At 43.0% G+C, this 24,642-nt stretch carries 14 protein-coding genes; 1 reads left to right on the top strand and 13 read right to left on the bottom strand.

Annotated elements, in window-relative coordinates; translation table 11 throughout:
* Positions 1-25 precede the first annotated feature (25 nt).
* The 4 genes from BuS5_RS18465 to BuS5_RS18450 all read right to left on the bottom strand — a co-directional run bounded on the left by BuS5_RS18465 (position 26) and on the right by BuS5_RS18450 (position 11,610).
* On the bottom strand, positions 26-1,843 hold the full coding sequence (locus BuS5_RS18465; RefSeq protein WP_198012288.1) for a tetratricopeptide repeat protein: 1,818 nt from the start codon (positions 1,841-1,843) through the stop codon (positions 26-28).
* Between the two features lie 279 nt (positions 1,844-2,122).
* On the bottom strand, positions 2,123-3,973 hold the full coding sequence (locus BuS5_RS18460; protein ID WP_274427756.1) for an IS1634 family transposase: 1,851 nt from the start codon (positions 3,971-3,973) through the stop codon (positions 2,123-2,125).
* A 305-nt stretch (positions 3,974-4,278) separates the two neighbouring features.
* Positions 4,279-9,993 carry a hypothetical protein gene (locus BuS5_RS18455; protein WP_027352891.1) on the bottom strand — a complete coding sequence of 1,905 codons (5,715 nt, stop codon included), beginning with the start codon at positions 9,991-9,993 and terminating at the stop codon, positions 4,279-4,281.
* 171 nt (positions 9,994-10,164) lie between these two features.
* Entirely contained in the window at positions 10,165-11,610 is a 1,446-nt protein-coding gene (locus BuS5_RS18450) for a hypothetical protein (RefSeq protein WP_027352890.1), read from the bottom strand.
* 527 nt (positions 11,611-12,137) lie between these two features.
* Here BuS5_RS18450 and BuS5_RS18445 point away from each other — a divergent pair.
* A complete protein-coding gene (locus tag BuS5_RS18445) occupies positions 12,138-12,635 on the top strand; it encodes a hypothetical protein (RefSeq protein ID WP_027352888.1) in 498 nt (165 codons plus the stop codon).
* 28 nt (positions 12,636-12,663) lie between these two features.
* Here the strand turns inward: BuS5_RS18445 and BuS5_RS18440 are convergent, their stop codons facing one another.
* From BuS5_RS18440 to BuS5_RS18400, 9 genes are all read right to left on the bottom strand, one after another.
* Positions 12,664-14,739 (bottom strand): TonB-dependent receptor plug domain-containing protein, encoded by a 2,076-nt coding sequence (locus BuS5_RS18440; protein ID WP_051374550.1) that lies wholly within the window; start codon positions 14,737-14,739, stop codon positions 12,664-12,666.
* 8 nt (positions 14,740-14,747) lie between these two features.
* Positions 14,748-16,091: a sigma-54-dependent transcriptional regulator gene (locus BuS5_RS18435; RefSeq protein ID WP_027352887.1), complete on the bottom strand. Its 1,344-nt coding sequence runs from the start codon at positions 16,089-16,091 to the stop codon at positions 14,748-14,750.
* A gap of 12 nt (positions 16,092-16,103) precedes the next feature.
* Positions 16,104-17,513 (bottom strand): sensor histidine kinase, encoded by a 1,410-nt coding sequence (locus tag BuS5_RS18430; protein ID WP_035264229.1) that lies wholly within the window; start codon positions 17,511-17,513, stop codon positions 16,104-16,106.
* Positions 17,510-18,454 (bottom strand): ABC transporter substrate-binding protein, encoded by a 945-nt coding sequence (locus BuS5_RS18425; protein WP_027352886.1) that lies wholly within the window; start codon positions 18,452-18,454, stop codon positions 17,510-17,512. The genes BuS5_RS18430 and BuS5_RS18425 overlap by 4 nt, the downstream gene beginning before the upstream one ends.
* Positions 18,455-18,560: 106 nt before the next feature.
* Positions 18,561-20,180 (bottom strand): GspE/PulE family protein, encoded by a 1,620-nt coding sequence (locus BuS5_RS18420; RefSeq protein WP_027352885.1) that lies wholly within the window; start codon positions 20,178-20,180, stop codon positions 18,561-18,563.
* Between the two features lie 2 nt (positions 20,181-20,182).
* The gene (locus BuS5_RS18415) at positions 20,183-20,596 is read right to left on the bottom strand and encodes a PulJ/GspJ family protein (protein ID WP_027352884.1); all 414 of its coding nucleotides are present in this window, start codon (positions 20,594-20,596) and stop codon (positions 20,183-20,185) included.
* On the bottom strand, positions 20,589-21,731 hold the full coding sequence (locus BuS5_RS18410) for a PilN domain-containing protein (protein WP_027352883.1): 1,143 nt from the start codon (positions 21,729-21,731) through the stop codon (positions 20,589-20,591). The genes BuS5_RS18415 and BuS5_RS18410 overlap by 8 nt, the downstream gene beginning before the upstream one ends.
* Positions 21,712-23,772, bottom strand: coding sequence for a secretin N-terminal domain-containing protein (locus tag BuS5_RS18405; RefSeq protein WP_027352882.1), 2,061 nt, complete (start codon positions 23,770-23,772; stop codon positions 21,712-21,714). Before BuS5_RS18405 ends, BuS5_RS18410 begins: the two co-directional genes overlap by 20 nt.
* A complete protein-coding gene (locus BuS5_RS18400) occupies positions 23,773-24,630 on the bottom strand; it encodes a hypothetical protein (protein ID WP_051374549.1) in 858 nt (285 codons plus the stop codon).
* Positions 24,631-24,642 lie beyond the last annotated feature (12 nt).

Raw genomic sequence — 24,642 nt, 5'->3', positions numbered from 1 at the left:
CGCCCTTATGCCCGGGTTTATCACGTCAATCATCATTTGCAATTTTCAAACGCCCTTTTTTTAATAATTTTTGAAGCAAATCAAAATTATGTTTTGCTTCTTTGTGCTGAGGATCAATTTTAAGGATTTCGGTAAATATATTTTTCGCATCTTGAACCCTGCCGCTGATAATAAATATATGCCCGAGATTATTCATTGCAAACAAACTTTCCGGATAAATTTCAAGCGCCTTTTTAAAATATTTTTCAGCACGGGAGTACTGTTTCATGGCAAAATAGATATTCCCCTTGCTGTTAAGCACCCTGGAACGATTTAAGGAAGTTAAATCCTGTTTTAAAAGAATATCCGCCATCTGCAGCGCATCCTTTAATCTTCCCTTGCGCCGGTACAGGATAATCAGGTTTGAGGCGGCGGCCTGGGCGCCTGTTTTAGTTTGTCTGCACTCCATGGCTTTGCTGAATGCTTTTTCAGCCTCATCATCTTTTCCTTCCTGCAGCAACATCACGCCTAACGTATTCCAGGGTCTCATCTTTTGCGGGGAATACCTGGCGCAATCCCGCCAAAAGAGAACCGGATCTCTCCACATCCGGTTTCGCTGCCAGGTGGCAGCCGATGCAGACAACAATAAAAGCAGAACAATCGGCACCGCAATATTTCTTTTTCGATCCGATAGCCAAACCGCCGCTGAATATCCCGCGCCAAGACATAACCCCAGGTTCGGCAGATAGGTTCTATGCTCAAACATCAAGTCCCTTATAGGGATTAGACTTGATTCAACAAGGTGGGCCAGATAATAAAATAAAATTGCAAATGTTACCGTCGGAAACCGTTTTTTTAATAAAATCGCTGCGGCAAGCATGCAGAGATGCCCGGCAAAGGAGCAAAGAACCAGGGGATCAAAAAAACCTGGCGCAATCGGAATATCATAGTCAAGGTGCAAACCTGCAGGCCACAGGAAAAGACGAATATATTTCCATAATACGATAAACTGGGTATTTAAATAATCTTTGCGTGAAATAATTATTGTGTCTCTGGTAAGGGCCTGCAGCGCTTCAAGGGAAAATGGATCATACCCTGAAATATATCTGACAAAAGCCAGGATAGCGCTGAATAGAATGATTGAAAAAAAAGCCCATAAAACAAGCCGTTTTTTAGCGCTGTTAAAAAATATCCATTCAATTATTAATACCGCCGCCGGAAGGGTGACGGTATTCTGCTTTGTGAAAAAAGCAAGAATTGAAAAAAATATAAGACCTGAAAACCATAAATATCTTTGCTTGCTATCGGTTGAAATTCTTGCATAAACATAACAGGCAAGGGAAAAAATATAAAACATTGCCGCCATGCAGGCCAGCCGCTGCACAATATATGTAACCGCCTGGGTCTGAAGGGGATGAAGCAAAAATAACGCGGCGCTTATAAATGGAAACCATTTTGCGGTTATATTGCTGATTCTGCCTTTTAAGGCAGGAGAAAGGAGCAACCCCCTTCCGAGCAGAAAAACAGCATAACCGGCAAAAAGATGGATTATCAGGTTGATAATATGGTATCCTGTCACATCAAATTTGTGCCAGTGATAATTCAGCCAGAAAGAAGTATAGCCTGTTATTCTAAGGGGTGAAAAATTCCAGAGTGATTTAATATCACATCCCTGGGTGAATAGAGTACTTTCTTTTATAGAAGAAAAATCATCAAAATAAAACGGGACATCAAGAGTATGGATGTAAACCGCAATGGTTGCGGCGGCAAGTAAAAAAACCTGAACCTGCCATAAACTAAAAACTTTCCTGAAAACCGCCTTTTTATCCGCTGCCGGTTTTTTTTTTTTTGACCGACTTTTCATTTTAATGGCCCCTTGAGCCGAACTTTCATATAAAATTTCATTGGGGAATATACAATCTTTTCCCAGGGCTGGTTGCATAAGATATAAGGGCCTTGGTCATCGTTTCGGCCAGGGAGCAAATGCTGTCAGCCCGACTGGTACTGTAGGGAATACAAGTTTTAGGTTTTAAGTGGTTAAGTTTTAAGAAATACACCACTTAACACTTAAAACTTAACCCATCTTTTTGAATAAAAAAAACAAACACTATAATTACAGTAGGTTACTTTTTTAAAATCTTAGTTATGGCACTACTTTTATTTTTTTGATAGTTGTTTTCATCGTTCTGCCAGGGAGAGAGCTTAACCCTAAAGCAGAATATATTTTCTGTTGTCGTGATTCCGGTCGTGTGCTTTTTCTTACATGCACAACATTATCATTTCGGCACTGCATGGAAACTGTTACTCGATTTTGGCCTGCAAGTTGTTTTCTCAAATCAGACCAGCTACTGTTTATCCCCGTCTTTTTCAATCGGTAACGAATACTATGTATCAAATGGTAAGCGATGACACTGATAAAAATATGACCTGTCACCCGTTTTGTGATTTGGTGAAAAACCGGCCGCATCCCAAGCTCGGATTTCAGTGAACGAAAAACAGCCTCCAAATCCGTTAACATTGTATATGTACGCCATAGCGTAGCTTCATCAAATTCCATATGGGTTGTTCTGAGACAATATACTCCCGGCAAACTATCTTTTGTGTCCGCAAGCGTTTGGCGTGTCCAAAGGATCTTAACAGCGTTGCCATTTTTTTCGTTTTTAGATACTTCTATTTTATAATGCTTTGCAGCCTTGGAATATTGCTGTTTCAGACGACCTATTTTTTCCAGGACTTTATCGTATTTTTTTAGACATCCTTTTTTATGCAAGCCTGACTCAAGTTTGCTGACAGCCTTTTCAAAGCGAATGGTAAAGCGATCATTAATAGCCTGTTCTTTTTTTTCCCGCTTTGTAGAGTGACAATACAACAAAACCTCATCATTTTCTGAGTCAATAATTTTTTGCACTTTTACTGTGCAGTCATTGTCTTGTTTTACCACAACTGCTTCATCTTCATTAAATTCGCGATGATGTTTTCGGCTAACTACAATATATGGATAACTGTTTTCCCTGAGCCATTTAATATTATCTTCAGTGGCAATTCCGGCATCCATTACTATAGTCGCTTTTGAGGGCTTAAACAGCTCTTGGGATAAATTCTTTCTTTCCAAACCAACAATCATTTTTTTTAATGTTGACGGTTCACTTACATTACCCTCAAATACTTTGCTGCGCTTGGGAAAGCCACTGCTGTCCAGCACCAAAGCCAAAGTTACCAGTGGACAATCAGAACGTTTCTCTTTGGAATGTCCGCGTTTCCCCAGCTTGTTTGCTTTACTGCTGCCTTCAAAATAAGTGTTGGTAAGATCATAAAGGGTTATTGTCTCTTGAAATTCAAATAAATTCTTTTCTTGTAAGTATAGATGATTTTCTATGGCTTCCTTATTATTGAGAAGCTGATCAGAGATTTTATACATTTTGTATAGATTAATTTTGTTGAAATCATAATCAATTAATTCACCCAAGCCTGAAACATTCTGGAGCCAGTAATGAGTTGCCAGTTCACTACCTGGTTGACACATACGACCTATTATTGTACCGGTTGCTGCTGCGAGCTGAGGGCCATTGAATCCCAGGGCTTTTAGTTCTTCACCAAGTTTTAAAAAAACAAACGCTTCCAGCGCCACATGTTCACAGCTTACACTGCGTGGCCTGAACATTTCCAGGCTGTCTACATCTACCTCGCGATAATCCGGCTTATTATTTTCAGCTTTATTTTTGTGTTGCGCGTGAATAATCCGGGCTGCATAATTTTGAGCAAGCTCCTCTATTTCTTCAGAAATTTTGAAAAAACTCTGCTGGCCACTGATAATCTCCTGAATGCGTGAAGATAATTCTGGCCATTGATCCCGTGGCAGAGAAAAAGCCGTACCGAGATTAATTAATGTGTGCTGGCTGACTCCCTTTGCAGTTCGTTCGGATTGAACCAATCTATAGGTGTAATATTGTTTGCCATCTTTTCGACTTTTTATTGTGGTTCTTCTAATATACATGTTGCCCAATATAGGCGGATATCAATAAAAAGTCAAGTTATTTTTTTATTTTATGGCACTACACTGGTAAAGCCAGAGCAAATTATTTTTAACCTATTAAAATCATTCAAATTAAATTTTTGAAAATTCTAAAATGAGGCTTATTTTGAGCATTTGCCCATAAAACTCAAAAAGATGGGTTAATCACTTAAAACTTTGACAAATATAAAAAAGCCCCGGTCGAAAACCGGCCGGGGCTTTTATTGAATTGTAATTGCGGCCCCTGGAATAATATTTCCAAAGGCCGGTTAATGGTTAAAGATTATTTAATCTTCAAATGTATGGGTAAAGTAACCTTTCCCCCTGGGTTTATCATCATCAGCGGTATATAAATTCGTTATAGCGCTGAAATCGTTTAAATCTGTTTCGGCAGAACTAATCCATGATTCGAATTCACCTGCTGTGAAGGTGATTACGTAGTCAAGTTCGCCGGAAGGCAGATTAATGTCGGCAACGTCCGCAATGAGATTCCATCCGAGATTGGTTTTGCTTCTGGCATCAGACGAATCAGTCACATCAAGAACATTTGCAGTAAGTTTAGCGCCGCCGCTCATACCATTATCAGGTAATACATACCCGAAAATGTAGAGCTGCGGGTGACCTTCTTCACCGCCTACTTCACTGCCGTCATTATTGTTTGTCAGGCTTGAGCTGTTAAGCGCATATGCGTAACCTGCTCTAAGGTATGATATATCAGATGAAGCAGCGTAAACAACACCGTTTTCGTCCAGGCCGAAAAGCTTGGCTCCAGCCCCGGCTATAAACGGGACACCACTTTCAGAATCAATACCGATAAGAGCACTAGACACGCTTGCAACCTGAATATTGGCAGTTGCCCTGGGTGTCTTGTCAACGCCGGGGTATACTTTGTTGATGCTTGGCGCTTTACTCTTATAATAAACCTTATCTACAACAACAGGCAGGAGATTCCAGCCATCGACCAAATCATAGTCAAAGATTTTGGTCATGTCAAAATCAGCCCTGCATGTACCGTCCTTGGTCCAGAAGTAATAAGTTATATCCACATCATCAGTTACACCGTTAAGAAGGATGTGCCTTGAAGCCGTAGCTTCAGGATAGTCTGTCTCCCAGATGCCTGAAGCAGTACCGGAGCATTCCTGTGTATACTGCTCTGTGAGTACCAGCACAACTTTCTTTTCGATGATTCTGGATTGAATCGCTTCTTTCAATTCCTGGAGAGTAGACCCTTTGGCAAGAAGAGCTTCGTCATCCTGGTTATCCGTAAGAGCTTCGTCGTTGACAAGAAGAGCTTTTCCAAGCTCGTCAACGGCTAGTATCTTGTACTGACCGGCCGTATCGCCAAAGTCTACAAAGGCTTTTCCAACCGGACGAGGTGTAGCGCTAGCAATCAGATCACCATCCCAGAATTTCCAGTCATCATCCAGGGTAGTTACAACTGTCCTGGAACCGGAACCCTTGATGCCGTAACTGCCTGAGGCAGTTATGGTCGCTGATCCGTCTCTTGTATTTTCCTTCACAGTAAGCTTTACATAAAAAACAGAATCGTGCTCGCCCTGCGGTTCAGGATCAAGAGAGAGGCCAAAGTTGAAACCGTAATTAATATTATAAATATCATCACTTGGCACTATGCCCTGGCTGCTTCCGTAGCTGCTATCATCATCATCAGCATCACCTCCAGAGTATCCAATGTCGGTATGCAGATAACAGTAACCGGCTTCTACGAAGTCCTCAATATCATCAGCACCCGTCAGCGGATCAATATCCCCATAGTTAGGATCTGTGCCGCCCTCACACGAAGATACACCATCGCCATCCGAGTATACCAGGGTGATATATGTACCATTCTGGTGACACTGCGGAGTCTGGCCTTTTGTATAAAGACCGAAAGAGCCGCCGGTATTTTTTGAAAGCGGTCCGTAGTCAAAGCTTATTTCCAGATTGTAGTATTCATCCTGGGAAACATCAAGATAACGGTAAGCCTCATAAGCCGTAATCTGGGCTCCCCCGTTAGGATCTCCCTGGAAATCGAAATTGGACAGATTACCCCAGACTTCAACGGTAGCTACATCTGCGGTTCGGTCTTCTTCAAGAGATCCTTTGTCAAGCCCATTCCATTCAACATCAACAGTTGCGCCTGCAAGAGCATCACCATTGTCAGCCATCAGATAGTCATACCCATCTTTTTCACTGTTATCCAGATAGGTAATAGAAATCGGGCGGAAACCGAGGCCATTGGTGTTGGCATCAAGTCCACCTTCATCTGCTACATGAGGCACGGCAATTAAAATCTCATTTCCATTTACAAGGGTAACAGAATTTACCGTAAGCTTCTGATACGGGTTAAGAGCACCGGAGTCAGTGTTACCGATGGTTACCTCAAACGCCATGCAAATACCTTCCGGAGTTTGCATATTAATGCCTGGGTCTGCCTGGACAACATCCTTGGTGAGTTTTACCCAGATGTATTTATAATAACATACATCATCGCTTCCGTCACCATCCGTATCTTCACAGCAGGCAAAGGTTTTGGCAGATTCTATTTGCGGAAGAGCATCTCCGCACTGTGCTACTTCAATCTTTGTGCCAATATCAAGCTGGTTGTTGTAAAGAGGATCTTCTTCAAGATTTCCAGCTTCATCTTTAATGTCTCCTCCGTCCTCCGGCCGGTTGGCCTGGCTTAAGTAAATATACGCAACCCCGCCGCCGCCGCCGTAGCCGTCGCCGTCGCCGTCACAATTTACGCCAATCTCATCCTGTTCTGAAGAAACACTTGTTTCAAGTGTCCAGCCTTCGGAATTGATGAAATTACCATCCGCGTCCAGAAAGACAAAATATTTACCTGCTTCCTGACCGTTAAGTAAGCTGGGATCAGCGTCAACCAAATCCTCACTCATTATTATCAGGAGATTATTATCACCATCGCAGGTATTGCCTGCTTCTACAGGAACCGGCGCAGAACAATCTGCCTGGTCGTCTATGACCAGTTCAGGCAATTTTGTTCCGTCGGATCTTGTCAAAGTGCTGCCTGAATAAAGGATGTAAAACATATCTTTAGCGTCTGTATAAAGATCCTGTTTTTCATCAGGATCATCTGTTGGATACCAGTCAGTGATTACCCCGTCCGGGTCAAGCGCCAGGATCAGAGTAGTCTCATCACTATCTTCGTCATAGGAAATAACGGCCTCATCTGCAACCGGAACCGCGCTTCCATCTGATTGCAGGGTTAACGAAAAACCACTGGTATCAACTGTGCCGTCTGCGGCCTCTATAAGCTCGCCGGCATAAACAAGTTCAACAGAATCAACCAATCCGTCAAGGTCGCTGTCGATCAGGCATGCCCCCCAGTCACCGGCGCTTGGACCGGCAAACATGCAGCTACCGGCACTAACTGTGCCATAGGGATCAGCTGCGTTGGATAAAGCGTAGACAACATCAGAATCATCCGTATACTGATGATATTCAATTATTACATTAGTACTGATGGAACTTGGATTTTCCAGGGTCAGGGTAACATAATTATTCGTCATTGCAGCAGCTGTGGCTGCCCTGTTCCAGGTTCCATCACCGCCGTCATAGATTAAAAACATTTCAATAAGAGCATTCTTAATCTCGGTAGTATCTGTTACGGTTGCATCGAATGTTCCGTCATCATCCGTATCCTTAACCAGGGCAAGCGTGGTAACAGGATCAGCGTCTTCAGGAGAGCTGCCGAAAATTACCTTGGCCTGATCATAAAACAGGGTTGAGTCATTTTGAATCAGGGAAATACCTGCTCCAAGATCAGCATCACAGGTTGGAGTTGCAGCGCTTGTGGCAGCTTCCGTTGAGATTGAAACTTGATTCGATTCAGAAACATAATTTCCATTACCATCCATTAATACTTTATCGTTCATGGGATAGGTATAGGCCTGAATCGTAAAGTCTAATGAGACAGACTCGCTGATTGAATTAATGGTAAACTCGGCAACTCCGCCATCCTGTAAACCATCCACAGCATCAAACTCACCAACAAAGGTTACTTTTTTGCCTGCGGCATTGCGAATTACAAAAGCCTGCTGGGCACTGTAGCCTGAGAGGTCGAAACCATCATCAGCCCAGTCTTCATTAAAGGTAACCGTCATGACACCTGTTTCGGCATCGTATTCTGCTGTTTTAATTCCAGGCGCGGCTTTGTCTTGAGCCTGGGGAGACTTAACAACGCTAAGTCTTCTTTCGGCGACTGATAATTGAGAACTTGCAGCCTCATTAGCATATTCACCGTCGTTAGGTGTGTCGGCATCATCAAATGTGAAATGGTTAAATAACTGGAAGTAATCACCTGCTCCACCAAGTATTTTACCACAATACATACCATAGTTTGCGCCGCCGGCATCCTTGATATCAGAAACAGGAGCAGCTATTGCCACACGGATGTAAGGTTCAGCACCCGTACCAATGGATGTATCATCAAGGATAATCTTGATACCATAATCCGCGCCGGTATCAGCTTCACCATCACCGTTTAAATCCCACGCGTCGTTATCCGGCTCACCGTCGCCGTCCACGTCGTTAATAGCAACAACCTGAACTGAAGTAACAGCGCTTGTAAAAATTTCGCCATCATTTACAGTATCATTATCATCAGCATCAACCCAGATCACAAAATCAGATGCTGTAAGACTGGTAGCAACAGATGCATTCAAAGGTTCGCTGAATGCAACGTAAATAGCATTAACATTTGTATCTCCATCTTCATTAACGGTCCAGAGAGCCGGAATATCGGAATCCGCTTCAGACTCCACAACATAAGGTCCTATGCCGTCAGTAACAGTAACCGAACGTTCATCGCTGGTAGCAGCGCTGATATTTGTAAGTGCGTCATCATCAAAGAAGATAGAGTAGGTGGCTTTGAGACTCAGATCATCGCTATCGGTAATCAGTACCGTACCGTCATTGAGGAAGGTAAAATCGTAGTCATTTGAACCTACTTCACAATTATCGGTATGTGTATTGACCTTGAAGATAAAAGTAAAAGGATTAATAAAATCACCGTTTGTAAATACAAGACTTGTGTTCAGGTCATCCAGATCTGGTTTGCTTCCAAAATCAGATTTCCATGCATCCGGAGCAATTTCGGGCAGAGAAACATTCAGTTCAAATTCGGCTGTAGCAATACCGTTGATAATGTTTTTTTCCGGATCCGGATCCAGTGCGCATATGAATGTTGTCTTGCCGCCGTACACAATATCCGCAAGGGTAATTTCAGCATCTACCAGGGTCGGATCAGCCATATCACTCGTAAGGCCAATGCTGATATTACTTTCGACTTCTCCATTATCATTTTCTGCTGTATCAGCGCCTAAATCATAGGCGGTTGCGCCATCATCTTGATCACCAGCAGCTAATGCATCATCACCAGACACCAGCAAGAACGGGTTAACAAGATCTGCATCAACGGGTATAGCTGCAGAGGTTACTGTTACAGAACCAGGGCCAGCCAATTTTGAACTTGACATGACATATAGTTCATCACTAGCAGTATTTCCCGTTGCAAGCAGAGTGCCTACAAGGATATCGGGAATCGCCCCATCCAATGCATTCAAACCGGCGCCGTCTTCATCAGGAACGCCTCTTAACAGCATGAACCCATCTGCTGCATCGCCGAATGTGGCGGTAGTATTTTCATTTACAAGAATCTGAAAATATGCCCCTGAATCCTCTGTATCCGGCGGCTGGTAAACCGTATCACTTGTGCCATCAGGGTCCCTCATGGTACCGGAATTTGTGCTGTCCAACACCCAGCCTGTAGTATAATAGAGCATAAGAGCATCATCGTCATCAATATCAAAATCAGGCAAAGCTATTTGATAATCCTGATCTTTTATTATCTTTGGATTTGCATTTGTGTTTCCTGTAAGGACGGCCGCTGCCATAGCGCTGCCTGTTACAAGAGCCACAAATGCAAAAATCATAATAAGGATGGATAATGGTCGCCATCCTCTATATTTACCATAATTCATAAATTTCTCCTAAAATTAATTATTAAAACATGCGTTGTAAAAAAAGGTTAAATTTTTTCTACTCCTGACGGCATCACCTCCTTTAAACGTACTGATTTATTAATTTTGCCTTTTTTAAAAAACCGTAAACTGTAAACCGTGAACGGTTACTCATAATTATATCTTCTGATTTTAAATCCGGTCATTTTCAAGTTCAACCAAAAACCTGACAGCCGCATTATTATCAATTATATCAACAAGTATTTCTTCCGCCCCATCCGGAAGATATGCGGTAACAATATATTTCCCGGACTCAAGCGGTATTTCAAAACCGCCGGCGGAATTTGTGAAAAAAAGCAAATTTTTATGATTTCCGTATATCCTGACCTGAATTCCGCCAAGCCCTTCATTAATATCGTAAAGCCTGTTTCTGTTGAAATCCTCAAAAACCATACCGCAGACAAAACTGCCTGCCGTTTTTTTTGCATAACCGAAATCGGCCGCAAGCAGAAATTGCATACTAAAAGGATTACCTGCATCGCTTGATGAAAAGCGGATCCCGCTTTCATTTAAAATATCGGAAAAAATAACAGGATTTTCATTATCAGGACTGAGTTCCTTCCTTAGTTGAGCCTTGAAAAAGAGATCGGCAACATAAGAAGACCCAGGCGCCACAGTTCCGCCGGAAATCAGAAAAGCCGTGAACTGATCCGCAAAACCGGCCTCATAACCAAAACCGGCCAGGCGCTCTTCAGGCCCGGCTTTAACCACAACGGGGTCCAAAGGGTCTGATGACCCGGAAGGATTTTGGGAATCGTAAATATCCCGGGCAAGCTCATCTACCTTATCAGCAGCAGCCGCAACCAGCATTTCATTCAAATTATAAGGCAGCAAACCGTTTTTAAAACTCTCTTTCAAATCTTCAGGAATATCTTCCGGATTAATGGATAAGGCCTGCGCTGTTTCCAAAGGAAAGGAGCGGGCCTGATTAATCAGGGCATGGAGCTGAAACCCGGTTTTCGAACAGATATTAGCCGCCAAATCAGCCGTGAGCAGATAAGCCATATAATGGCCTCCGGCAGCCCGGACATTCCCGGACCGGAAGCTAAGCCCGATTTCACTGACATTCGGGCTTAATACTTTTAAATCTTCAACCGCCGTTGCGTTCAGCTCTTTTTTTAAAATATCCCTGAAAACAAGATTGGCAGCCTCTTCCTTACTGATAAAATTTAAAAACATTATTGAGCCGGTAATCTCTTTTGAGCAGGCCGGTATGTAGCCACGCGCCCGGAGACTGCTTTCAAGCCTGCATTCTCCTTTGTTAACCAAATTGTCTGCCAGCAGCTTGCGCCCGCATTCCCTGGCCGCAAGCTGGATGTTGCCGTTATAATCAAGAGGCGGCAGGCCGTTTTCAAGGATATCCCTGATCCCGGGATCCGATTCAAGAATACTTTCAGGGTCAAGGCCGATGGAGCTTGCTGCGGCCCGCGGATTTACGCGGGCATTATTTATAAGTTGTATCAGGTAAAGTTCAATGGAATCGGGAACAGCAGTATTTGATGCCGCAGCAGCAGTACAACCCAAGCTTGATAAAAATAACAAAACTGAAATACCGTATATTGAAATTGAATGCCGCACCGGAATGCTCCTTTAAATTTTTTTGCGTTAAATTTTATTAAAAATAAGCAAACAATGTGCCATTGAACAGGTTTAAGAGCTGTTTTTAAAAAAGCTTTTGAAATCAGATAATTAGAGAGAAGCAAAAAGGATGGTCCTGCGGGCGGGAGAGAAAATCGTGGTTGTATATGACCAGCGTTGGTTAAATATCACCTTTACAGGGCCGGGTAATTATAGACCGTTAGATAATTACCTGATTTGTAACCGTTCACGGGCTGTATTGCCGTATCAAATGTCAATTACATGTAAACCTTTGAGCTGTAAGCGTTTGCAGGGTGCTGCAGATGCAAGGCGGAGCCTTGCGATACGCATTCCCAGGCAGAGCCCGGGAACGAAAAAAAGTTTGAAATTTAGGCATCCTTCAAATTTAGTTTACACTGTTTAGATGCTGGTTTTTGCCTGGTCCCATGCTCCTGCGTGGGAACCCCACATGAGAAAATTTATTTTTTAAGCTTGATTTTCAACAAAAAAGAAACTATTTTTTAATTATGAAGCAAATAACTTTATTTATTTTATTTTCTCTTATACTTTCCCTTCCGGTCTCTATCCAGGCAGTTGAAGTTGCGCCGCGTATATCAGACCGGGAAATCATAGAAAAACTTGCAGGGTTGGAGGCTGGCCAGTCTGCTCTGAATCAACGCATTACAGATCTTCGTAAAGAAATGAAATCCGGCCAGGAAGCTTTTCGTTCTGAAATGAATCGAAGATTTGAAGCCCTGGAAAATCAATATGACCGTATATGGAATTTGATTTTGGTTGTTCTGGCAGGAATTATGGGTTTGATAGGCTTTATTGTCTGGGATCGAAAAACAGCCTCCCGCCCATTGGAGAAAAAAATAATGGAACTTGAAAATAATTTGTTGCGGGATCTGGAATTACGTCATGAACAAGGTTCCGTACCAACACGTTTGGTGCATGCACTGCGCAAACTTGCGGAAAATGATGCTAAATTAAGCGCGGTACTTCGCAGTTTTTCCCTTCTTTAATAATCCGGGAGCAACGCCCCGGGAATCATTACCATCTTTTCCTTAAAATAAATTCTGTTTCAAAGGGTGCGCCGTTGATGGAACCGTATGTGCCGGGGGTTTTGTAATCCCGGTCAAAAAGATTCCGGCAGGAGACAACCAGATCCAGATCGTTCAGGATAAAATTTTTAAAAGTTACGCCGGCATCAACAATCGTGCTTCCATGGATGGTCGAAATTTTATTGGTGCGCGGCTGAATCATGCGTCGGGACGAGAAATAGCCTATCCTGGTTGAAAAAATGACTGATTCAACAGGTTTCCAGATGCCGCTGATATTAAAAAACGTGCCCGGGCCCTTGTCAAAAGGATATTTGATATCGGTATAGTGCCTGGTTATTGTATTATCATGGTTTATAATAATATAATCGTTGTAATAATAAGTCTCGTCTTTGCCGCCGGCATGTATAAAGGAGGCATTTGCCGAAATTTCAACCGTAGGCAGAGGTTTTATATTCCCTTCAATTTCAAGCCCTGATATCTTCTGGCTGTTGGGCAGGGAAAGCCCTGCGTAGCAATCCTCTTTGACATGATCTTCAATCCTGCTGATGAAACAGGAGAGAGTGACGCCGGCGCGGTTTGAAGGCTTCCAGGCCAGTTGCAGATCGATGTTTCTGATTTTTTCAAGATCTAGCTCCGAACCAAATTCGGAATTGTTTGTCAACTGCCTGGCAAAGGGGGTCCGGTAGGCTGTTCCATATATAAGTTTGAACATGCTATCGCGGTGAAATGCCCAGGTTACGGCCGCATTATAGCTTGTCCGATCGGGATATTTATCATGGATGTCTAACCGCGCGCCGAGCATAAGGTCCAGATCGCCGATTTTAAAAGAGGATTGTCCGAAGATTGATTTAAGACGCGAATCATAATTCTTTTCCAGCGCCAGGGGTAAAAAAAACTTGTTTTCCGGTCCAAGAAAATCGGGCATATAGCTTTCCCATACAAGCGCATCCCTTATATTCCTTTCTCTGTACGAAACGCCCCCGGTAAAAAGCCCGCGGCGGGAAAAAAAAGACCGGTCATAGAGAATTTCGGAATAAAAGGCTCTCTCTTTCTGGGTAACGGAATAATCGATTATACTGTTTTCGATTTCAGCATTCCTTAAATATCCGGTGAACCTTAATGCCGACAGTCTGTTCAGGCTTTGTTTAAGTTCAAGCTTTACAAAATGCTGGGGGCAGCCGCGGTTTTCCCTCCACTTGATGTCTGAATCCGGTTTTTTGAAAACGGCCGGCCTTTTAAAATCGCTCACACGGCCGCTAAGGCGCGCGAAATCACCAAATGAAAAATTGCCGGCCATTTCAAACAGCCTGGAACTATTCAGACCTTTACTTTTAAAACGATTCTCCGGATCAGCCGGAATTATTCCGTTATCCCAGAAGCGGGTAATATTATACCTTTCATTATTTCCCTCGCGTCCCCTGCGGCCGCTGACGGACAGAAATACGTCCCAGAGGCCCTGATCATATCCCAAATTTACGTAAAAGCCTTTCTGGTCATGGGGTGTGTTATAGATCAGACCGCTCTCCATTCCGGTAAAATCACGGCCTGTCAGGGGAACAAGGTTGACAATTCCGGCAAAGGCATCCGGCCCCCAGAGAACGGAACCGGGGCCCCTGATGATCTCTACCCGTTTAATTGCCGAAAGAGAAAGCTCATGTTCAAGCGGATGCACTGTTTTGCTTATTTCCATACCCATGGGCACCGTATCATACAGGAACAGAATCGAATCAGGGAGGCCCCTGAGATAAGGCTGACATCCCCATTCCTTTTGGGCCATGTAAAATCCGGGTGTATATTCCAGGGCCTGGGCAAGGGTGGTGATGCCCCGCTCCCTTATTTCAGCGCCGGTTATTACACGGGCTATGGCAGGCGCCTTAAAAGCGCTCTCTTCCCGGCGGGATGCAATCGAAAGCAAATTGAGTTCCTCTCCCACAAACATGAGCATGGTGGGACTGCTTTCCGCACCAGGATTTTCCCCGGCTTCACCTTCCGGAAATACAGGCGCAGGCATAAGCAGGAATAATATGACAAAGACTTTTAATATAATGAGTAATTTATTCGTCAAGAAAAGCCTCAGTTAAGCTGTTTCAACAGGACTCTGAATCTGGATCTGGTTATACCTAACAGTTTGGCGGCAGCGGTTTGATTATTGTTCGATTTTTCAAGCGCCTGCTGAACCAGATTTTTTTCTATTTCGTCCAGGGATGTTTTTCCGTTTAACAGGATATTATTATTGTTCTTGTCAGCCAGGCGGGCTTTTGAATTCAAAAAGGAGAGAGTCGCAGATGTTATCTTCCCCGGATTATCCGCTATAATCACAGCCCGCTCTATGGCATTGGCAAGCTCCCGGACATTGCCGGGCCAGGCATAATTTAAAAGCTGTTCCTGGGAGCTTGCCGACAAACTTATTCCACCAGACTCATCAAAACGGCGGAGAAAATACTCGGCCAGTGGTATGATGTCATTTTTCCGTTCGGAGAGCGTCGGAATATGAACAGGAAAAACATTTATTCTAAAAAAAAGATCCGCACGAAATTTGCCGTCCTCAACAAGTTGCTCAAGATTCTGGTTAGTGGCGCAGATCACTCTTACATCGATCTTAATTTCGCTGTTTCCGCCCACTCGCTGAATTTTATTATCCTGGAGGGCCCTTAAAAGTTTTGACTGGGCCTCAAAAGGGAGATCTCCTATTTCATCCAGGAAAAGTGTTCCTTTATCCGAATACTCAAATTTTCCCAGGGTTCTCCGGTCAGCTCCCGTATAGGCTCCTTTTTCATGTCCAAAGAGCTCGGATTCCATCAGGCCTGCAGATATGGCTGCGCAGTTTAAAGGTATAAATTTTTCATCTTTTCTGGGACTTTTGTTATGGATAAATTTTGCCAGAACCTCTTTGCCGACTCCCGACTCACCGGTAATCAAAACAGTGGCATTACGCTGCGCCACCTTGCCGGCAAGCTTAAGTATTTTCGACATTGATTCGGATGCACTGATAATTTCATCTTTTTCGGTAATTTTATTGATATGCTGCTTTAAAGCCAGATTTTCGGACATTAACCTGGTAATGTTTAATGTCCTTTCCACTGCCAGCAAAATCCGTTTTTCTTCAAAAGGTTTGGTTATATAGTCAGCCGCGCCTTTTCGCATTGCATCAACGGCTGAATCTACCGAAGCAAAAGCTGTTATAAAAATTACCGGGCATGGAAGATTCATCTCCTTTAATCTGTTCAGCAGGGTAATGCCATCCATTTTCGGCATCCTTATATCGCTTATTATGATATCGTAATTACCGGAAGCCGCCATATTCAAGGCGGCTTCGCCATCCGGCGCCTGATCAACGGCATAACCACCGGCGCCGAGCATTATGGCAAGCAGATGCCTCATCTTTTCTTCATCGTCAACTACCAGAATCCTGACCATAACATAGCTCCTTTATTCTTCTTCGATCTTCAACTCAACACTGAAAAGGGCGCCGCCTTCAGGAATATTTTTTACAGCTATAATTCCGCCATGCGCCTTGATCGCCTGGGAGGCAAAGGCAAGCCCCAGACCGCTGCCCTTTGCCTTGGTAGTAAAAAACGGTTCAAAAATCCTGTTGATCTCTTCTTCCGGAATGCCGTCGCCATGATCTGCAACCTCGGCGATCCAGAAGTCATGAATTGTTCTGGCGCTTATATTAACAGGGCCGTCTTTATTTTTGCCGGCGTCAATTGCATTTCTGATTATATTGCCCAGCGCTCTTGACAGAAGATCAGGATCAGCCATGATTTTACATTCTGTTTGCGGAATATTTTCCTTTATAAAAAATTCAGCATTATTATCCTGAATTTTAAACCTGCTGACTATATCAACAAGGAGTCCGTTAACATCCACTTCACGGAAAACCGGTCTGGCCGGCCTGGCAAATACAAGAAAATGTTCTATCAGCCGGTTGAGCCGCATTACCTCATCTTCTATATATTCAATCATCAAGCTGTTGGTGGCCGGGTCATGTTTTTTTTTCAACACATCAATGGAACCTTTAATAATTGCCAGGGGATTCTTAACTTCATGGGCTATCATCATGGAAAACTTGCCCATTTCAGCCATGGAACTCTGGCGAATAATTTTTTTATTTGTTGCTTTCAGCGCTTTCCGGCTCTTTTCGATCGTATCCAGCATCGCGTTGAATGCCGTGGCCAGCCTTCCGGTTTCAGGCAGGCGGCCCGGCTCGGCCCTTAAATCAAAATTTCCCCGGGCAACTTTCTTCGCAGTATCGGACAGCATGCTGACCTCTGATACTATGGATCTGGAAATAAAGAAAAATATAACGCAGGCGCAGCTTGCAAGCGCCAGGGAAAGCCAGAAAAACCTTTGCGTAATGCGTTGCAAAAGATTATCTATATTTCTGGTGGTGAACCTGATCGATATTTTACCTACCGGTTGTTCCGCAAGTTTACCGGATAAAACATTAAGCGCGGATGATGAAAACAGGCTGTTTGCATCCACAGGCTTTCTGGGAATTACCGGCAGTTCCACAAAAGCATCCGGGCCTTTATAATTTTTTGTAATATCGACCAGAAGATTGCCCGAAGAATCCGCGATACTGATTTTCACAATATCATTTTTTTCCGTTAAAAGATTTGCGGCAAGCCGTTTCAGCCAGGCCCTGTCGCCTACCATAATGCCGGCCTCGGCATTTGTGGCCAGATGCCGGGCCATAAAAAATATATTATCGGTAAACCGCCTGGTGATATATTCCCTGGTTATATTTATGCCTGTGATGCCCAGTATAAAGCTCACAGAGCTTATCAGGATAAAGGCCGTGACAAGAATTCTGAAATGTATACCCGGCTGTTTCATGGGCCCGCCTTTATTTGTGGAAATCCTGTTAAATCGGTTTTTAAATTCAACAGCCCGGCAATCCTGGTATTTAACAGGGCATTAAACGGCGGCGCTTGTTTTCCGCATTCCCGACTATTGATCAGGGCGGCTGCCTGACGGGCTGTTTGAATGCCGGTTTCCCGATAATCTATCACAAAGGCAAGAGCGGCGCCTCTATCATAAAAAAAACGGTTGTATCCTATTACAGGAATATTTTTCCGGATGGACTCTGTTATGATATACTGAATAATACTTTCTGAAATTACTGTTTCATCAGGTATAAAGAGCAGCGCATCAATGGCAGGCCAGTTTTTTTTCAGCACGGAGGGGATATTTTTTTTTGATGAAATTGAGAGCGGAACTATCCGGAGGTCGGTTTTTAAGGCATAACGCAAGGTTTTATTAAGAAAATCAGTATTATGCGCCGGATCATAAAGGATCCCTATTCTGTTGATATCAGGAAAACAGCCGGATATCAGTTCAACCTGAATTTCAGGCGGAATATTAAGTGAGGTGCCGCAGTTTTCAGCGCTTTCTCCAATAATTTTTTCCGGTGCAAGTACCATTGTGTAGCATTTGAGGGCATTAAGGCCAGGTATATCCTTCCAGATAAAAAATGCGGCTTCCGGGCCTATTGCAATGCAGATATCAAATTTTTTCTTTTTTATATGGTCAGCTATTTTATTAAGCTGTTTCCGTTTATATCTTCCAATATTAAATTCTTCGATCCTGAAATTGCCTATAGATACCAGCTCATTATTCAAGCTTTCCACTGTTTCATAATAGGGACGTATATCCCGTGAAACAAGCACGGCCGTTTTTATTTCAGCAGGTTCCGGACAAACCGGTATGACGCTGCATAATAAAAACAGTAAAAACAGAAAAAAAATTATAACGGAAAATAATTGTTTTTTTACCACAATGCTTTTGAAACAACAATGGAATACAGATGCACACAGACAGGTTTATCAAATTTATAAAAGATGCAGTACTTTTGAACAAATATAAAAAGTATGCCCGGACAAGTTATCCTGCAACGCGTATAATTTCTTCAATTGTTGTTAGTCCGGCTTTTGCCTTGGCAATGCCGTCCTCGGTCATAGTTTTGAAGCCTGCTTGCGCGGCGGCATTCTCCAGTTGTACGACCGGAGCTTTTGTAAGGATGAGATGCTGAATTTCATCATTTATCTGCATAATTTCATAAATTCCGATCCGGCCCTTATATCCGGTGTAATTACACAATTTGCAGCCTGCGCCGCTGTAAAAATCCGTATCGGCATTTACATTAAACATCTTTAGAAAACTTGAATCCGATTTAATAATCTCTTTGCAGGCCGGACAGATCTTGCGAACCAGCCTTTGCGACATCGAACCCAGAATTGAAGCAGAGGCGAGAAATGCCTCTATGCCCATATCAATCAGCCGGCTGAATACCTGGGAGGCCCGGTTGGCATGCAAAGTCGTCAAGACAAGGTGTCCTGTCAAGGCAGCCTGGATGCTTATGGATGCAGTTTCCGAATCTCTTATCTCTCCTACAAGCATAATATCGGGATCATGACGCAAGATTGATTTGAGTCCGTTTGCAAAAGTGAGGCCTGCCTTGGGATTAACCTGAATCTGGGTTACATCCTTTATTTTAAACTCGACAGGGTCTTCAATCGTAACAATTTTTCCCGTTTCCGAGCGGATATGTTCCAGAGCGGCATAGAGAGTCGTTGTTTTGCCGGCGCCGGTGGGACCTGCCACAACAACCATGCCGTAACTCTTTTCCAGCATGGAGATTAAAAGCCTGCTGTTTTCTCCATCCAGGCCAAGCGCTTCCAGATTTAAAACCGTACTCTCTTTGTCGAGTATACGCAGCACCACGCTCTCACCATGCACGGTAGGTATGCAGGAGACTCTTACGTCCACATCTTTGGCGGAGGTGGTTAATTTTATAGCGCCGTCCTGGGGTTTCCTTCGCTCCGCAATATCGAGGTTTGCCAAAATTTTAATGCGGCTTATAATTGCCGGTCCCATTCCCGAAGGGGGTGGTGCAAAATTGTGCAGAATTCCATCTATCCTGTATCTAAGTTTAAGATCATTATCCCTGGCCTCAAGGTGTATGTCGCTGGCGCATAGTTCAACTGCGCGGCTCAATATATCACTTACCACCCTGACAACCGGAGCTTCGGAAGCAATATCAATAATATGCTCTATATCATCTTCTTCCACGTTTTCTTCATTTTTCAGAAGGTCATCCCAGAAACGAACGATCTCTTTTTGTGGCAACAGGCTGATAATCGTTTTTATGCCGAAACTTTGTTCAATCGAACGGATGAGCATCGAATCAGAAGGGTCGAACAGAGCCAGTGAAAGAGTATCGTCATTTTTTTTTAAAGGAACGAGATGATTGGCCATAAAAAAATCGATATATTTATCCCATCCTTCCTGATCCAGTTCATAGCCGTCAAGTTCGGTTTTTTCAAATCCATACAGGGCGGCAAGATGATCCACAATCTCTTCCTCCGAAAACATACCGGCTTCGGTTGCGAGATGAAGCATCCTTCTTCCGCTTTTCTTCTGCATCTGGAAAAGAGTCAAACGGTTCGATTCGCTTAGCAAACCATTATCTGTAAATTTGTTTATTATCTCATATTCATCCATTATTAATTATCGTCCTGATTTTTTTCTTTACTCTCTTTTTTGTTTAACAAGTACTTGAACAGTTCCGCCTCCTGATCATCGCTGCTTACTTTGAGGGCAAGTTTGAAATATTCCGGAATACCCGAGGTATACATTTTGGTTAGACGCGCTTTCCATTGAAAACTTTTATATTCCCCTTCATAATCTCTTTTTTTTTCATTTTTTTCCAGAAAAGGGAAATCTTCGTCTGTCTCTTTTATTATAAAAGGTATATCCGACAGCAATGCGGCGGCCCTGTTAAAGAGCAAAAATCTTTTTTCAACTTTAGCTGCAATTGCTGTGTGATATCCGATAAGACCAAGCGCACTTGACGCCAGCAGCGCTGTAAGAGTTACTGCTATAAGAACCTCAAGCAGAGAAAAACCTGATTTATTCATCCTTTTCTATTTCAAAGCCGATTTGAAACCTTTCGTTGCCTTTTGCGTCACGAACCACAGGGGTTGTAAATTCCGCCCGGGATACATAGGCGCGTCCGGAAAGCAGCTCAAGCAGAGTGGTAACATCCCTGGAGACGCCTGTGATATATCCTTTTCCGGCATCTATAAAAAAATCCGTAAGAAATGTTTTTTCAGGAAGATTTACAGCGACATCTCCCATTACAAGATAAGGTGATATATATTCGTCGTTAAATTTATGAAGAAAATCAGCCGTGGTTTCAATATTTTTATTACGATTTATAACAGCTTCAATACTCCCGGTTTTTTGCCTTATATCGCTGATGGAATTATTTAATTTTTCCAGCGTAAGCAGATCTTTTGAATATAATGAGTATATAAAAAAAAAGGTCATGAAAGCACAGCAGGCGGCGTATAAAAGCGGACGAATTGCAAAACGGGCAAAAGGCCTGCGCCCGCCAAGATCGGTTTTAAAATTATGGGGTATCAAGGCATAAATAGCCGCGCCGCATGCAATTAATTCCGGGTTATCATAGATTACAACCTCCCTGTCGGGGATGGTTGCATATTGTTCTATTTTTTCGGCGCATCCATTGCGCATGCACATCAAAAGATAGCCTGAATCGACCGGAACCGCAAGATCGCCATTTCCGTTATGCATCCACAAATGATAAATTGCGGCTGCCACAATCGAAGGAATTACAAACGGAGGTTTTTTGCGGCCCTTAACAAATCCGGATATTATTTCACGCCACCTTGCTCTGGTCAGCGCAATAATAAATGATTTTCCGGCAACGGGTATAATAAGCCAGGTTAAATCCGGGGCTGCAAAAGGGAGGAACCTGTTTATCTGGCCGGCAATGACTTTAGGATTGTCCGGGGATATATCAACCATCCGGAATATAAAATTCTCCATGGAAACAGCTAACACCGCAGGCCCCGAGCCTTCACCTGAAAGTTTCCATGAAAATTTTTTCCGGTCCAAAGAACCTTCAACCTGTACCGGATTATCATGATGGTATGCGCAACCCGTGGCGGAAGGCCCGAACAGATTCAGCAGCCTGAAGCGGGGAGGGGCAGCATTATTTTTTTTCCGATTAATCAGCCTTTTCAACATCTCCTATTTCATCCTGTATATTATTTTGCAATATAGCCGTCAGGTTGTTTGTGAAAGCCTGTAATTCATTGCTGTTACTAACAATAACCGGAGTCAAAAAAAGGACCAGTTCACTCCTTTGGGTTTTTTTACTTTTACTGGTAAACATATATTTCAGCAGCGGGATATCGCTTAGAATGGGAATCCGCGTATCGGAATTTTCATGCAGCTCCGAAATAAGTCCGCCTATCAGAATCGTTTGCTGATCTTTAAGGATAAGGTCAGACATAATCTTTCTGGTATTAAATTCATATGTATCAATACCGGCAACTGTTGTTGTTCTTGGTTCAGACACCTCCTGCTCGATATTAATTTCCACATCCGACCGGTTGATAATCCTTGTTTTGACTTTAAGAATAATACCGGCATCCTTGTACTCTATGGAGGGCTTGTCTGAAGTGGTGCCATCGACCTGCTGGTCTGTTTTTAAAAAATCCTTGACAACCGGGACTTCGCGTTTAATTTCTATAGATGCTTCTTCCTCGTGCTTAACCAGTATATGGGGTGTAGCAATAATACTGGCCTCGCCATCATTGACCCTCTCGGCCAATAACCCGAAAAATTCCCCGGAAGAGACAGTAATTTTCAAAGCTTCATTGGTCAGATCACCCATCGTGCTCCCGATAACCAGATCATCATAGCCGAAAAACTCATGCTGCAGCCACCATTGAAAACCCATCTGCATATTTTGATCAAGCTTGATCTCCGCAAGCACCGCCTGAATATAAACCTGGCCAGGCTGTTTGTCCACATCAACGATGATCTCTCTGGCTTCCAGCCAAATCTTTTTTTGTGCCCTCAGGATAAGCATATTGCTGATATTATCAGCAAATGCTTCAAGGCCGTCTTCGTTGTTTTTGAGTTTCGGGAATATTTTATTAAGAAGATTCACCAAATCCTTTACTTTGCTGTATTTTGGACGGTAGGTAAACAGGGAAATTTTTTCATCATCATCACGCTCCTGATCCAGTATGCCGATCCAGCTATCCAGATATTCCAAAGATTCCAGTGATGTCGCCAGTATAACGATTTTTTTCAGCCTTTTAATCGGAATAATTCTTATATTGACCGGTTCTTTGTTTGAAAAAACATTATATTCCTTGACCAGCGAATTAAGTTCTTCGGAAACATCCTGCGCCAAAGCGGTTTTTAGAGAATATACACGGACATACCTGTCCTTGAAAAACGGGGCATCAAACAGATTGATCAAAGCCCGGGCTCGTTCCAGGTTTTCCGGATAATCAAGCATGAAAAGTATATTGCTTCCCTGGATAGTGGCAATTTTCCCGCCGGAAGACTTCAAATCCTTTAAAATTGTAATAAGGTTGACAACCTTGATATATTTTGGCGAGACTATCAGTACCTGAATATTTTCCGCAATGGCAATCCCTTTTTTATTCGGCAAAACATGATAGACACCATGGTGCCTGGCAAGAGTCAGGCTCATGGAATCAAGTATAATTTTCAGGGTGGCCAGCATATTTTTATTAGTAAAATTTCCATGCATGTTAATGCTTATTTTTTGTGCCGGCTTTGCTTCAAGAATATATGATCCTCCTATAAAATCACCAATTATTATATCCAGGAAATCTCTTATATCAGCATCTTCAAGCTGGATCGAAAATGGAATGCTATCCTTTTTGTCTTTATCCTTATTACCTTTCTCATCAGCGGCGTCTAATTCGGAAGTTTGACCGCCGACAGGAGGAAGAATATCCATTACTCTTCGAGCTTTATCTGTCTCCGGAGATTTTATCTCTCTTGAAACGCCTGATTCAGCCGGCTTTTCGGCCTTGTCAGGATCAATTTTGGAAATCTTGACTTGGTATTTTTTTCCGGTTTTATAGATATCTTTTACTTTTTTAATTTGCGCTTCACTTTTATTCTTATGATCCAGATCATACTGCAAGGCGCACCCGGCAAAAATAGATACAAAAACAAATAATAATATAATACTGAAACAATAAAAACCCGGCCGTCCCGTCCGTTTTAACGGTGCCACTTATTTCTCCCCTTTTTGAAATATTTTCATCAGCTCTTTGATAAAAGCCATTTCCTCTTCCCTTGACGACTCTGATTGGGCGCCGTTTCCGCTTGAAGATGTTGAACCGGAGGGGGATGTGGACCCGGCGACTCCTGAAACGGATCCAGCAGACAGGCCGGATGATGAACTGCTTTGGCGGCTAGTGGCTGCTGTTGAAGTTGTAGTTTTTTCTGCTGCAATTCCAGCCTTTTTTGTTGCTTTTTTACCATCCGCGGCGGTTTTTTGTACGCTTGCCTCTTCTTCTGCTTCCAGATTGTCAAGATAGAGATCTATGTCCGGAGCTACAAAGATTTCCGGTTTACCACTGTATAGTTTGCCACGACCGGTTTTAAGCGTAAAAAGGAGATTTTTCCCGTTTCCTGTAAAAACTATATGCCGTGAGCTTACGTAGGCGACATTATATCCTTTATAAGTGTCGCCCCTGGCAAGCCAGAAAGTGCTGTTATTTTTTCCATCAAGATCTTTAACAAGAGCCTTAATCCTTGACCTTATATTAACAACACCTCTGACCTCAAGATTAAGGTCGGCATCTTTTTCCTTCACCGTCTCTCTGGCTGCGATCCAGTCCTGATGGTCGGATGCAAATGGATTGAGATCGGCTTTTATGCTTATCTTTTCTCCGAGGGTTACATCTTTTTCCACAGGTGAAATCAATTTGATACCGGAATCACTGCCATTTCCCGGGAATAGTTTATCCGGTATTTCAACGCTGCCGGTCAGGTTATTGACACCCATGGCAAAAAAAATAATTGCGGCGGCAAACAAAACAATATTAAACGGATATATTAAATTGTGATATATTTGTTTAAATTTCATAATTCTCCTTTC

This window comes from Desulfosarcina sp. BuS5 (assembly GCF_028752835.1).
In the GTDB taxonomy this organism is placed as follows: domain Bacteria; phylum Desulfobacterota; class Desulfobacteria; order Desulfobacterales; family BuS5; genus BuS5.
This window is presented reverse-complemented; position numbering and strand designations above follow the sequence as displayed.